This window comes from Paracoccus sp. SM22M-07, from assembly GCF_001887735.1.
GTDB lineage: Bacteria > Pseudomonadota > Alphaproteobacteria > Rhodobacterales > Rhodobacteraceae > Paracoccus.
This window is the reverse complement of record NZ_JPKW01000007.1, coordinates 92,185-105,610: the sequence shown is the minus strand read 5'-3', so window position 1 is coordinate 105,610 and position 13,426 is coordinate 92,185. Positions and strand designations below refer to the sequence as shown.

General features: G+C 60.5%; 10 protein-coding genes and 1 tRNA gene. 4 read left to right on the top strand and 7 right to left on the bottom strand.

The window, feature by feature from the left end; genetic code table 11:
• Nucleotides 1–346 precede the first annotated feature (346 nt).
• Nucleotides 347–1,765: a Mob protein gene (locus IE00_RS11980; RefSeq protein WP_139291419.1), complete on the bottom strand. Its 1,419-nt coding sequence runs from the start codon at nt 1,763–1,765 to the stop codon at nt 347–349.
• Nucleotides 1,766–2,642: 877 nt separating this feature from the next.
• Here IE00_RS11980 and IE00_RS11975 point away from each other — a divergent pair.
• Genes IE00_RS11975 through IE00_RS20885 form a run of 3 tightly spaced genes read left to right on the top strand, consistent with a single transcriptional unit; the run spans nt 2,643 to nt 5,256 of the window.
• Nucleotides 2,643–3,731 (top strand): HD domain-containing protein, encoded by a 1,089-nt coding sequence (locus IE00_RS11975; protein ID WP_072297347.1) that lies wholly within the window; start codon nt 2,643–2,645, stop codon nt 3,729–3,731.
• The gene (locus IE00_RS11970) at nt 3,728–4,696 is read left to right on the top strand and encodes a hypothetical protein (protein WP_072297346.1); all 969 of its coding nucleotides are present in this window, start codon (nt 3,728–3,730) and stop codon (nt 4,694–4,696) included. The genes IE00_RS11975 and IE00_RS11970 overlap by 4 nt, the downstream gene beginning before the upstream one ends.
• A gap of 26 nt (nt 4,697–4,722) precedes the next feature.
• Entirely contained in the window at nt 4,723–5,256 is a 534-nt protein-coding gene (locus tag IE00_RS20885; protein ID WP_072297345.1) for a histidine phosphatase family protein, read from the top strand.
• A gap of 282 nt (nt 5,257–5,538) precedes the next feature.
• On the opposite strand, the gene IE00_RS11960 is transcribed toward IE00_RS20885, so the two are convergent.
• Both IE00_RS11960 and IE00_RS11955 read right to left on the bottom strand, forming a co-directional pair.
• Nucleotides 5,539–7,350 carry a site-specific integrase gene (locus tag IE00_RS11960; RefSeq protein ID WP_072297344.1) on the bottom strand — a complete coding sequence of 604 codons (1,812 nt, stop codon included), beginning with the start codon at nt 7,348–7,350 and terminating at the stop codon, nt 5,539–5,541.
• A gap of 116 nt (nt 7,351–7,466) precedes the next feature.
• Nucleotides 7,467–7,541 (bottom strand) — tRNA-Gln (locus IE00_RS11955).
• 97 nt (nt 7,542–7,638) lie between these two features.
• Between IE00_RS11955 and IE00_RS11950 the strand changes: the two genes are divergently transcribed.
• Nucleotides 7,639–8,814, top strand: a complete 1,176-nt coding sequence (locus IE00_RS11950) for an NAD(P)/FAD-dependent oxidoreductase (RefSeq protein WP_072297343.1) — start codon at nt 7,639–7,641, stop codon at nt 8,812–8,814.
• Here the strand turns inward: IE00_RS11950 and IE00_RS11945 are convergent.
• From IE00_RS11945 to IE00_RS11930, 4 genes are read right to left on the bottom strand one after another with little or no spacing between them, the layout of a single operon-like run.
• Nucleotides 8,811–10,112 carry a mechanosensitive ion channel domain-containing protein gene (locus tag IE00_RS11945; protein WP_072297342.1) on the bottom strand — a complete coding sequence of 434 codons (1,302 nt, stop codon included), beginning with the start codon at nt 10,110–10,112 and terminating at the stop codon, nt 8,811–8,813. The genes IE00_RS11950 and IE00_RS11945 overlap by 4 nt on opposite strands.
• Entirely contained in the window at nt 10,109–10,951 is an 843-nt protein-coding gene (gene kdsA / locus IE00_RS11940) for a 3-deoxy-8-phosphooctulonate synthase (protein WP_072297341.1), read from the bottom strand. The genes IE00_RS11945 and kdsA overlap by 4 nt, the downstream gene beginning before the upstream one ends.
• Nucleotides 10,948–12,759, bottom strand: coding sequence for a capsule biosynthesis protein (locus tag IE00_RS11935; RefSeq protein WP_072297340.1), 1,812 nt, complete (start codon nt 12,757–12,759; stop codon nt 10,948–10,950). The genes kdsA and IE00_RS11935 overlap by 4 nt, the downstream gene beginning before the upstream one ends.
• Nucleotides 12,743–13,396 carry an ABC transporter ATP-binding protein gene (locus IE00_RS11930; protein ID WP_072297339.1) on the bottom strand — a complete coding sequence of 218 codons (654 nt, stop codon included), beginning with the start codon at nt 13,394–13,396 and terminating at the stop codon, nt 12,743–12,745. The genes IE00_RS11935 and IE00_RS11930 overlap by 17 nt, the downstream gene beginning before the upstream one ends.
• Nucleotides 13,397–13,426 lie beyond the last annotated feature (30 nt).

Here is a 13,426-nt window from a genome sequence, read left to right as displayed (position 1 = left end):
CAGTTTCGGGCAAAGTTGGCTATTGTGAGTACAACACTCCAGTTCAGCTATTGCAGCGAGTATACAGCGACCTTCCTTCGACATCAGCCGAGGCTTGGCGACACGATCTTGGCGGTAGGTCCGCTTCCACGATTTGGCAAGGCTTGGTTCGCACGTACGGAGAACGTCAGAAATCCGCTCTTCAGGTCGATTGCGGCAGAAGGGGTAGTGCGGCGGGAACGAACGTCCGCTTCTGCGGCATACGCCAGACCCCTGCTGGACCTGTGACAGGCCACTATCCGCCCTTCGCCCCCATTATGAGCGAGCTTGATGCGCACCGGACGCATCCCACCGCCTTATGCCCTCATTACATCGAAGGCCCGTCCCGATAGTCCTGCTTGATCTCAGGCCCATCGCGGGTTTCGATGGCGTTCCAGGTTCTGATGACGAAGCTGACGAAGCGCCTGAGCAGCGAATGCCCGGGTGTCTGCGGCGCATCTTTAGAGAACGCGTCCCGAAGATAGCCCCCCAGCCCGCTTCCGTTGATCTTTTTGTCTGTCACGGTCACCGATCCGTCCTCCAGACCGGTCATGATGGCGTTCAGACCACCGAAGGCATTCTGCAGATCCTGCTCCTTCGCCTTTATGGCTTTCTCTCGGGCACTGACCTTTGCCTCGGCGGCCGCCAGTTCCCGTTCCCGTGCCTCCAGGGTGGCCCGCGTTTCCGCATTGGTAGCCTCAGCTGCCGCATTCTGCTGGGCGAACTTGAGGTTGGTTTCATGGATGCTTTTCTGGCTTTGGATCAGCTTCGCATTTCGCTTCGCCGTCTCCTTTTCGGCGGCATGCTGCTTGGTGGTCTTGCGAGCCTTGCGCGGCCCATCACGCAGCAGACCGCAGGGCGCACCGACATGCGTGTGATAGTCATCCTGAAAAGCACGTAGCGCAGCCGCATAGGCCTTGCTCTCAGCAGGGCGATCCTCCGTGCGGCGATGCTCCTGAAGATGGGCCTTGTTGCGCTCGCGCCAATCCGCCAGCAGCACGTCATTCCGCTCCTCACACGCCGCACATTCAGCTTCCCAGGCTGCGATCTTTTCCTGATATGCGATATCGTTCTTGGCCTGCGTCTTGCGGTTCTTGCTGGGCTTGAACTTCTTGGGCTTCTTCGGTCTTGTCTCCAACTCGGGGCGGGGCAGGCTCGGCATGGGCGTCGTCGCCTCCGGGCCTTTGCGAACCAGATCCGCTGCCAGCTTGCCGACATGAAGCTTGTTCGCATCGATCTTCGGATCTTTGACGTTCAGCGCCAGGATATGCAGATGCACATGCTCCTCATCGGTATGAAGCACCACCACGTATTCGATGCCCGCTGGCATGCGCTGCTTGAAGTGCTTCAGGACACGACCAATCCATGCCTTGACCTCTTGTTCAGTCTCGGGCGATTTGCCGCCCCAGATATCCTCGACCCTGGCCGGGTGTGAGTGGATCTCTGTGTAGAGCGTATTTGCGTTCGATCTCAAACGCTGAGAGTGCAGCTTGTTGTCACCCTTGCCCGAGGGTTGCATTACCTTCGTATTGGCAGTCAGGGATCTCCAAAGCACGCGGAGTTCCTCCACCGATCTGGTCCCGGCAATCCGCTGCGCCGGTCGCGGCGAGGGAACATGCGCCGAATATCGCGCCTCCCGTGCGGCTTCCGCGAACACCTGCTCTGCCGAGTTGAAGTGGTCGCTTCCGCGCTTGGCCTGTCTCGGTTTTGCGCTGTAGCACTCGATATGGACGAACTGATAGGACATAGCTTCCTCCTAGTGTTCCCCCACTCGTCGAGCTGGGTGTTGCCCTCCTGTTCCACAAGAACTAAGCTTGAACTTCACCCCATGAACTCAGCGCCGCAAAAGCTAGCTACAGTGACAGACTGTAGGTAGCTCTTCGAGCTACCGTCTGCCCCTTGCGCCGGGGAGGCGCTCCATCGCCCTGTCGGGCAATTGCGCGGATGCCTGACGGCATCCTTGCGGCCCGCGGCTGACGTCCCGGTCCCGATTCAGAAGGAGCGTTGAACGGCCTGCGGCGGGCACCCGACCTGAATTGGATATGTTGCTGCCGACCCTGCTGAATCATGGCCGGGACCTGTCCCGGCCATGCCACCAGGCACCACGACAACACATGGACTGTGGCGGGTCGCACTGGCCGCGGTTGACGTGAGCGCGATCAGCTCCGTCGACCCTAGCGCGCCTAAGTGCGTGGGTCTTCTTCGGGCGGACAGCGGCCTGTAAGGCTACGGCATCGCATCAGCAAAAATCTGCAATAGCTGCTGTTCTCCACCACCTCCGAGGCAGCCGCAATCGCAGAGAGTTGTCCGTCGTGCTTTGCTCTTGGGCAACCGTTAGCAACAGAGGCGAATGTTAGCGGCGCAGTCCCTGAACTATGGAAGGTCTGTCTTGTAGAAAATCCATGCTTAGTGCGCTCCATTCGTTAGGCCCAAAGTGAACCTTTACGGAGCGCGAGGATGCTGCGATACAGCACCGTCGAAGGTAAGGTCCGTGCGAATTTGATCGCAGGAACTCTAGGCCATGGATGAAAAAGTACTTACATCAGGTCATACGGTGTATGAGCTTACTATGCTTTGTGCGGAATTGCGCGCAAGGTGCGCTGTGGCTTCAGAAAGGATTGTAGATGCTGGATGAGATGGGAAGGTGCCAGAGCTACTGGATCTCGTCGGATGCATCCGAACTTATGCCTCTTGCGGCCGCCGAAGCTACGTTTCGTTCCGATGAGAAGATAAGCTTCGTTGATCCTTTAGCTCTTGAACTCATGTCGACTATTCCTATGCGCCGGCTTGCTGGCATTGGTTTCCTTGGTGCGATCGACTTCATTCGCCACGGATCAGGGCGCTCCGGTCATAGGCGCCGTCATAATCGCTTCGAACACACTTTGGGCGTTGCCCGCCTTGCGGAAACGTATGCGTGCGAGGCAGGGCTGAGCGAGAAGCGCCGCCGCCTACTCCTCGCTGCCGCGCTGTTACATGATGTCGGGCATGGGCCGCTGTCTCACACGCTTGAACCAGTATTTGCTAACGCATTCGACATTGATCACCATTCAATGACACGCCGCATCGTGCGTGGAGAAACGCGCAACGGCCGTGGGGTCTACGCTTCTTTGCGTGATGCGGACATTGATCCCGACGAAGTGCTCGCAATGATAGATGGTCATCATTCTGGGCCGGACGCGTTTCTCTTCGCAGGCTCGATCAATTTTGACACACTGGACGGAATCTCGCGCAGCCGAGCTTTTATGAAGCGTCGTGCTGCGCCGCGTGGCATGCTGAGAGCGGTTCGACATTGGGCGCAAACTGGCCGAGCTCCACTTTCGGAGTTCGACGCGTTTTGGACACTTAAGCATGACGTTTATACTCTGTTGATTTGCGGTGCGCGTGGGCGGCTGCTAGATGCGGTTGCGCAAGCCTACATGAGGGCAAATATCGACGAGTTCGACGCGAGTGATTTTGAGCGTAGTGAGGCGACACTTCGTAAACGTCACCCAAAATTGTTTAAAGTGCTCAGCCTTGTAGCTTCCCAGCGGCTTTCATCCTTGAAGGATCAACTCCCGAGCAGTTGGATGAAGGAAGAGGTGACGGTCAAGGACCGGGCCTTCATCGTAAGAACGGATAAGGGTTTGAACGAGCCGAATCAGCTTGATGCGCGTTATACACAAAGCAAATTCACAAGACGTATTTCTATTGAAGAGCTGATAGAAGGCCTATGAAAATTTTGAAAGTAAACGAAGGCGGTGATGCGGCTGCTGTGATCCATTCCACTCGCGAGAAATCCGAAGATATCCTGAAAACCCTGCGCTCTGTCGCAGCTGAGCTACCCTGTTTAACCTCAGATATCGTGATCGGCGTGAATGGCAGTGTCGCGCGCCGGGAAGTGACGAGTGGCTCAGATGTTGACCTCTTCTTTCTGACTCTTGACGGCGATCTTGCGGCTGCCAAGTCGGCACAGGAAGAGTATCGGGCAAAGCTGGTCGAAAAGGGCATAAAGATGCCCGCGCATGGCGGGGTGTTCGAAAACCCTCTTAGAACCACACAGCTTACGGCGACTATTGGCGGGGAGGACGACACAAACACCTACATCACTCGTCGGATGCTCTATCTCCTCGAAGGAGAGTGGGTCGCGAACGAGAGTGGCTTCAACGATCTTCGCTCGACGCTTATTGCGCGTTACATCTCCGAAGATCTTGACGACCAGAAGATCGTGCGCTTTTTCCTCAATGATGTAATCCGCTACTGGCGCACGATCTGTGTGGACTTTGAGCACAAGACTGCCGATTCGACGAAGCCGAGGGCAATCCGGCTCGTAAAGCTGCGCCTCTCGCGCATGCTACTCTACGTTGCAGGTATTGCAGCAGCGCGGCAGACCGTTGACTGTAATGCCGAAGCAAAAAGAATGAAGCTTGCCGAACTGCTTTCGATTCCGCCTCTGGAGCGCCTTGGGCTGATCCACGGGCAGGACAAAATGCAGAAGGTCCAAGCCCTATACGCCACCTTCCTGTCGGCACTGGATAGTGAAGAGATTCGATCGCAACTGGAGTTGCCGGGAGCCGAGGGCGTAGCCACAAAGGAATTCGAGCAGCTCACTGAAGTGGCGCGTGATTTCAAAATAGAACTTCTGACCCTTCTTGGCATGGATACCGGTGGCGATCCTCTGATGGAAGCTCTTCTCCTTTGAGCGTGTTCAGTTATCAAGCTCTGTAAATGAGTTCTCCCAAAACCATTGTCCTATTACGTCATGGGCGAACAGCGTGGAATCGCGCTGGGATTCTCATTGGCCAAAAAAATATCCCACTCGATAATGGCGGGCGCCGAGAGGCAGGAAGGGCGGTAAGGTCGCTGACGGGTATCGACGCGATCTATTCAAGTCCACTTTCTCGCTGCAAGGAGACCGCCGAAATCATCGGCGCTAGCCTTGGTTTGCGGGTTGTGCTGTTAATGGGTCTCTCCGAACGGCACTGGGGTGTCCTAGAAGGACGTCCGAAATCAGAGCGCGACAGATCCCAAAATCCCGAGGGGGGCGAGACAATCGACGCGTTTCGTTCGCGGGTCGCGGAAATCTTGCCGCATCTCGCGGGCACAAGGCCCTTGGTCGTAACGCATTCAGGCGTGATACGCCTTCTTTGCGCTCAACCAAACACACTGGTCCCACATGCCAAGCCGATAGAATTGTCATTTGGCACAATCGAATCCGTTGGACGCCAGCTGAAGGCAAAAGGGGATGATTTAGCGACCTGAGGAAGCGTCTACCAGATAGGAACTATCTGGGAGCGTCGAGGCTGCAATGCTTACGTAATGGATTATCCACCAACAACCTCGGTGGTCTTGAACGAAGATAGGTTGCAGCTGCAGTTAAGGCGACCATCGGCAAAGGGCTGCCCCACCCCGTCGCTGCGACGCGATCGACTGGCTGCTTCGGAAATCACTGGCGGGAGGGGTGAGCGTCTGCAATGTCCCGTTCGCGAAAGAAGTAGTGATGGATGTTATTGGCCCGCTTTCAGGTTTACGCACTCCCTAAGGTCAGAACACGCGCGGCAGTGCGTCTATCAAAGGCTTCAGCAGTGGCAGGGGCGTGCGTTGGCCGTAGCGGCGGTCCTCCTCGGAGCTGATGGCGTGGCCGAGCAGGTGGTGGCGTGAAAGCTCCGGCACTTCCTGCTGGTAGCGCAACTCGTCGGTGACGTAGTGGCGGAACGAGTGGAAGTTCTTCTTTGCGGCATCCTGGCCCAATTGCGCGTGCAGCAACTTGTGCCAGTTGAAGCTGATAGCATCCGATAGCGTGCCTCGTCCCTTGCGCTGTTTCAGGTCCGGGAAAATCTGTCCTGTCTCAACCTGGTCGACATGTTCCATGAAACCCAGTTCCAGCAGATGTGGATGTATGGGCACCTTGCGCTGCGAAGGGCGGTTCTTGAGCCGCCTGATCTCGGTCGGGCGGAAGTGGAAGGCCGGGATGCCGCCCTCGGTGATGATGTCCTCGCGTGCCAGGCCCGCAATCTCCTCGCGCCGTGCGCCTGTGTAGGCGGCTATGAGTGGCAGCCAGTAGAGTGCATCCTTGATCACCACATCACCGGGCTGGGTGCGCCGCCCCGCGCTCAAGCAGCCCTGCCAGACCGGGCCTGCAAAAACACGTTGCAGGTCCTCGCGGCTGAACGAGGCCACCTTGTCCTGTTCATCCTCGGGGTCCGTCTCGCGCAGATCTCGCGTATCCAGAAGGGGATCGAGTGGAATACCCTCCGAGCGGGCATGCTTGATGATCTGGCCCACGAAGCCGAGGTTTCGGTTGATCGTTGCTGCCGCGAAGCCCTGCTTGCCTCCTACGGCCTCTGCTGCGGCGATGATCTGCTGCAAGGTCATCTCCCGTTCTTTCGGGTTCTTGCGATACGTCGGGGGCAAGGCGTGCATGATGTTGCTGAATGTCATCAGGTGCTCTTGCCGCAGCGCCCGAATATCGCTGATGCCGGTCGCTTCTCGCAAGAGTTCGGCGGTTTTGCGGATCTGGTAAGCGGTCTTGTCGGTCACCCGCCCGCGCTTTTCCTTGCGTCCAGCGAGGCGGTCAGCCACGGCCTCCAGTGCCGGATCGAAGGCGGGTTCAGGTTCCGGGGCAGGGGCAGGGTGCTGAACGGCCTGTGGCGCTGCCTGAGGCCCGTCAGGTTGCTTTCCCTCCCGAATCCGGCTGGCCGTCCGCATGGCTTCTGCGAACCCGCTCTCAAGGCCGTCTTTCGAGGACAGCAGCGCCGCTGCGCGCCCGTTGAGGTAAATACGCTTGGCATCAAAGAACTCATGCCCGCTGATCCGCTCCTTGCCTGCAATCTCGGCCACGCGGCGGCTGATCTTGTTCTCCATCGCTTCTGTGGCGGCAGCGCGACCGAGATGGTGCTGGTATTGGTTGATCCAGTCGAGATCGGCTTCCGAATAGCCCCGTGCGGTCAGTTCGCGCCGTTCATCCTCGTCGAGATCCACTTCCGCACCCTTGCGGGCCACCAGGCGCAGGGCCTCGCCTGCCAGTCGGTCGTGGTGGGCGCTTTCCACCGGATTTCCGGTTTTCGGCAGATGGAAGGCCGCACGGGTGCGCCGTGCCGTGTCCTCCAGCTCGTCGCGGATCACCGTCTCGAGCCACTGCCGCGCCACGTCGGGCGTCAGGCCATCCATTCCCATGCGGTCGAATACCTTTTCACTTTCCGCCGTCACGATGACGGCGAGCCTGCGCGCTGTCCACGGGCAAGCGGTGCGAAGCGACACCTGCAGGTTCGCTGCGTCTGAATCGGCACGTTTGGGAATGCGGCGGCGCCACGTGTAGATCGCGCCCCGGCGGAAGGTGAAATTGGCGATGCCCATGGTGGGTCCCTTTGGCTGGGGACACAGACGCCATGATGGACAGTGATGATGGACAATGGTCCAGATCGACTGTCCGTCTTCCATAAGACGATCTAGTTCAACGACTTAGAAGATATTGGCTGGGGCGGTAGGATTCGAACCTACGGTACACGGTACCAAAAACCGATGCCTTACCACTTGGCCACGCCCCAACTTGTGAGAGGGTGAATAGCCAAGCTGACCGGGGGGTGCAAGTCGAAATTTGCAGAATTCTTGCCACTTTTTTCAATCGGGTCTATCTCGCGCCCTATGGAACAGTTTGACGTCGTAATCTTGGGGGCAGGTGCTGCCGGTTTGTTCTGCGCGGGCTCGGCCTTGGGGCAGGGAAGGCGCGTTCTGGTGCTGGATCATGCGGCGACCCCGGCCGAGAAGATCCGCATTTCGGGGGGAGGGCGCTGTAATTTCACGAACATGGCGACCGGGCCTGATCGGTTCCTGTCGCAAAATCGTCGATTTTGCGCCAGTGCGCTGTCACGCTATTCCCCCGCCGATTTCGTGACCCTGGTCGACCGGGCCGGCATCGCCTGGCATGAAAAGACCTTGGGACAGCTTTTTTGCGACGGCAAGGCGACCCAGATCACCGACATGCTTCTGGACCGCATGAAGGGCGCCGAACTGCGCCTGCGGACCACCGTCGAATCGGTTCAGCACGATTCGGACCGATTCGTTCTTGCGACATCCGGAGGGGCGATTCGGGCGAATCGGGTTGTCGTGGCCACGGGCGGGAAATCGATCCCCAAGATCGGCGCGACGGGCTTTGCCTATGATCTTGCACGTCAATTCGGGCTGCGGGTGACGGACACGCGCCCGGCCCTGGTGCCGCTGACCTTTGCCGAACAGGACTTGGCGCTGTGCAAACCCCTGGCGGGCGTGTCGCTCGAGGTCCGGATCGACCACAAGGAAGGGTCGTTCCGCGATGCGCTGCTGTTTACGCATCGCGGTCTTAGCGGCCCCGCAATCCTGCAGATTTCAAGCTTCTGGCAGGGCGGGGAGAGCCTGCAGATCGATCTGTGTCCGCAAGCCGATGTGGCGGCGGCGTTGAAACGGCGCAAGCAGGAAAGCGGCAAGATCGCCGTGGCGACTGCCCTGACGCATCTTCTGCCCGAACGCTTGGCGCAGGCGATCGCCGCCGAGGCAGGGCTGTCGAAGGCCCGGCTGGCCGATCAGCCGAACAAGGTGCTGGACGCCTTGGGTGCGCGGCTGAACCGCTGGACCCTGCGCCCCGTCGGGACCGAGGGGTATCGCACGGCCGAGGTGACGCTTGGTGGCATCGATACCCGTGATCTGGATGCGCGAACCCTGCAGGCCCGTCAGGTTCCGGGGCTGCATTTCATCGGCGAATGCGTGGACGTGACTGGCTGGCTGGGCGGGTATAATTTCCAGTGGGCCTGGGCATCGGCCGACGCTGCGGGACGCGCAGCTTAACGCGTCCCGGGCGACAGCAGATCGCGACCGTCATCCACACGGCCACGTTCGACCATCTCTTCGAACGCGGCATCGGGTGCCGGATCGGCCAGCCGGCGGTCTGCGGGGCGCACGGGGCGGGTCCGCGATGGCGCTTCTTCTTCGGGCTGTTCCAAGCGGATCCGGTGGACGGGTTCGGGCAGCAGGTAACCCTTGGCATCCAGTTCATGGCGCAGCAGCCGGAACGCCTCACCCCGTGCCAGCTCGAAATCCGTGCCATCCTGCGACACCCAGCCCCCGGCGCGGATCACCACATGTTCGGGCCCCTCGGCGTCCAGCCAAGCAACGGGTTCGGGCCGTTTCAGAACGAAATCCATACCGTTCAGGGCACGCACCACCAGGTCGCGGGCCCGGCCCAGATCGGCGCCGGGATCGATGGTCAGGTCGACCATGAAACGGCGTTCGGGGTTCAAGGTGTAATTCGTCAGCGTCGCCTTGTAGATGATTTGGTTCGGGATGCGGATGTGATTGCCATCCAGCGTCAGCAGGGTCGTCCCGCGGCTGGTCAGGCGGATCACGCGCCCCCGAAGGCCGTTCACCTCGATCAGGTCATTGGGATTGAAGGGCTGGCGCAGGGACAACAGCATCGTCGCGACGAAACCTTCGATCGTGTCGCGCGCCGCAAAGCTGAGCGACAGGCCGAAGATACCTGCAGCCCCCAGCAGCGTCCCCAGCAGCGCCCGCGCCCCCATCAGGTCCAATGCGACCACCAAGGCGACAATCCAGGTGCACAACCGGATCGCCTGCGCAAGAAATCCCGCGATGAACGGGTTCGGCGCAATGCTGGCCAGGGTGCGTTCGCGGCGTGATAACCATCCACCCGCCAGCACGATGACCGCGCCAACGGCCAGCCCCAGCCCCATGAAGGGCAGGCCCGCGACCACCTGGGTCAAGCGTGACTGGAACCGTTCGCGCACCGATTCAAGGCGCGTGGTCAGGTCGGTGGACAGATCGACACTGTCCTCGATGGCAACGACGCCTTCGACGCGGGCGATCAGTGTCTTGAGCCGCTCGACCGTGGCCTGTTCGGTAACCTCGCCGTCGAGCGTGACGATCCCGGCATCGACCTGCGCATCAATCTGATCAAAATCAGGTAGTTGCGCCAGAATGCTGGAAATTCTGTTAAGGATCGCCAGGTCGGTGTTGATGGTGTCATGGGTCGCGATCGCGCCACTGGGTGCGGATGGCTCAGGCGGCCCCTGCGCAATGGCGGGGGCCGCAAGGAAGCACAGCGCAATGAACAGGAAAACGCGGATCATGCCGGAAGCGGATCAGCCTTTGCCAGCGCATCGAATGCCATCAGGGACGCGATCAGCGCGGGCATCCGGTCCAGGTGGATCATGTTCGGCCCATCCGAAGGGGCGTTGTCGGGGTCCTCATGCGTCTCGATGAAGACGCCAGCGACACCAAGCGCCACGGCGGCACGGGCCATGACCGGCGCGAATTCGCGCTGACCGCCGGAAGACCCTCCTTGACCACCCGGTTGCTGAACCGAATGGGTGGCATCCATGATGACGGGATAGCCCGTTCGCGCCATGATCGGCAGCGACCGCATGTCGGCCACCAGGGTGTTGTATCCGAAGCTGGCGCCCCGTTCGGTCAGCAGGATGTTGTCATTGCCGGTCGAGGCGACCTTGGCCGCGACATTGGGCATGTCCCAGGGGGCAAGGAATTGCCCCTTCTTGATATTGATCACCGCACCCGTCTGTCCCGCCGTCAGCAGCAGGTCGGTCTGGCGCGACAGAAAGGCCGGGATCTGGATGACATCGACCGTCCTGGCGGCGCGGATGGCCTGGTCGGCGTCATGGATGTCGGTCAGCACGGGACAGCCAAGCCGTTCCCGAACCGTGGCCAGAATGTCCAGGCCTTCCTCGATGCCAAGGCCACGCTTTCCCGAAAGGGAAGTGCGGTTCGCCTTGTCATAGGATGCCTTGAAGACAAAGCTGGCGCCCGCCTTGGCACAGGCCTCGGCCATCTGTTCGGCGATCATCATGGCGTGGTCCAGCGATTCAAGCTGGCAAGGGCCGGCGATGACGGTCAGCGGAAGGTCGTTTCCGCAGGTCACCTGACCGATGCGGACGTGTTTGGGTTGGGTCATGTGGACACCTGTTCGCGAAGGATCGACGCAGTCAGCGACATCATCAGGTAGATACCCGAAAAGATGAGGAAGGCCACGATCGTATTTTGGAATGCCTTGGGATAGGTCGCCTCGTCCGGCGCGATCGGGGATACCGACAACGACAGATATCGGACCTGCTTGTTGGCTTCGATGCGGGCGGCCTCCATCTGGGCGGCGGATGAGGCCAGCATTTCCTGGCGGGTCGCCATTTCGGCCTCGGCCACGCGCAACTGGCCGCCGATCGCGGCAAGGGAATTGCGGCTGTCGCTGCCTTCGGTCAGCTGCAGGCGCGTTTCGGCCACCAGGCTTCGGAGCCTTTCGATATCACCGCGGACGGCATCGACGCGGCTTTGAACCGGACGGGCGTTCGCCAGCAATTGACCAAGTTCAAGCTGCTTTGCCGTCAGCTGGCTTTCCAGTTCCGTCACCTTGCCCATCACCACGGTGCTTTCAGCCACCGGGTCCAGAACGCCCAGTGTCTGCTGCAGTTCCTGCACGCGCTGCTGGGCCGCCAGCATCTTGGCCTCGGCATCCTGATAGGTCTGGATGGCGCCGTCCATCTGATCGGCGCGCATCCGCGAGGTCATCGCATCAACCTGTTGTTCGGCATAGGAAATCAGCGCCCGCGAAAACTCGACGCTCAGCTGCGGATCCGGGGCGATGACTTCCATGTTCAGCACGCCCTCGGTCGGATCATAGCCGATCTTGACCGAGTCTTCGTAGACGTCGAAGGCCGCTTCGTTGGTGGCATCCGCTTCGAGGCGCTTGATGGGGTCGATGCTGGGGTCCTGATAGGCCCGCTTGAAGCCCTTGTCGGCGTCCAGGCGCAGCATCGCGTCTCGCGATGTCAGATAGCTTTGGACGGCGACGGAATCCGTGTTGGTGCCCATGCCCGATCCGCCCAGCAGACTGCTCACGCCGCCGCTGCTGCCGCCATCGGCGGTCTGGATCTGAAATTGCGTGAAGGTCGCATAAAGCGGTGAGGCGACCCTGGCGTAATACCAGCCGACCGCGAATGTCGGGATCAGCACAAAGATCAGCAGGCGAAAGGCCAGCATCATCATCCGCTTGCGGCGACGACGTGCCAGGTCCTTCTGGATGCGATAGATTTCGGCGGCGCGTCGATCCTCGGTCAGATCCTCGCGCGAGGGAAGGGCCGGGGTCTTGCCACGCTTGTCGCCCGGCGTCAGCGCGGGCAGGCCCGCGGGACCGCCCGTTCGCAGCGCCGGGATCGCCGCGGCCGGATCGCGGGGCGCATCCCCAACCTTGCCGCGGGTGCCCTCCGATGACAGGATGCGTCCCACGGCGCTGCGCTGCGACGGGTCGATGCCGCGTTCGCGCAGCCGCAGGATGGCTTCTTCGTTCGAGGCGAATTCGATCTGGTGCAGGGTGGCGATCCGACCCGCGATGCGCAGTTGGCGTTCGGTCAGCTTTTCGGCCCGGATGGCCGCCAGCTGTTCCTCGGTGACGCCGGCGGCGGGCTGCCCCGCCGCCTTTCCGGTGGTCCCACTGGCGCCTGGCCCTTTTTCTGGACCGGTCATGCGCAGATCGCCAAAGCCGTCCTCGATCGGTTCGGTAGCCAGGAATTTCTGCAGGCGCGCGTCTTCCTGCTGCTCGGCCGGGGGGGCGGGTTTGCGGCTGACCTCCAGGTGGACCTTGGGGGCGGCCTTGGCCTGCGGGGCGGGCGCGGTCGCAGGTTCGGGATCGTGGGTCCGAGAGGCGGTGCCAGGGGTGACGGATTCCGAGATCGAGGCGTGGTAACGGCGCGCTTTAGGAGGTGTAGTCATAGTATTGCTTCGCCTCGTCCAAGGTCTCGAACATGTACAATTTGCCATCGCGCAGGATGGCGGCCCGGTTGCAGAACTTCTCGATCGTGGTCGGCTGATGCGACACGACGATGGTGGTCGCGGTCTTCAGCCGGTCGAACAGCACGCGACCCGCCTTGCGGTTGAATTCGGCATCCGTGGTCTGGGGCATGCCCTCGTCGATCAGGTAGATGTCGAAATCCAGGGCCAGCAACAGGGCAAAGGTAAAGCGCTGCCGCATGCCGCTGGAATAGGTGCCCACGGGCATGTCGAAATATTCGTCGATATCGGTCAGCCAGCGCGTGAAGGCGGACACGTAATCGGGGTCCAGCCCATAGATGCGCGCGATATAGCGGGCGTTTTCATTGCCCGTGTGCCGCGTGATCAGCCCGCCCATGAAGCCAAGCGGAAAGGACACCCGGCAATTGCGCCGGATGCGGCCCTCATCGGGCTGTTCCAGCCCGCACATCATGTTGATCAGGGTCGTCTTGCCGGTCCCGTTCGGTGCGAGGATGCCAAGCGAATTTCCCAGCTCGACCTGAAAGGAGGCGCGATCAAGGATGATCTTGTGCTGTTTCCCCGTCCAGAACGATTTGGAGACGCTGTCAAACTCTAGCATGGTGTTGGATTACCGAAATAAAAAGGGCAC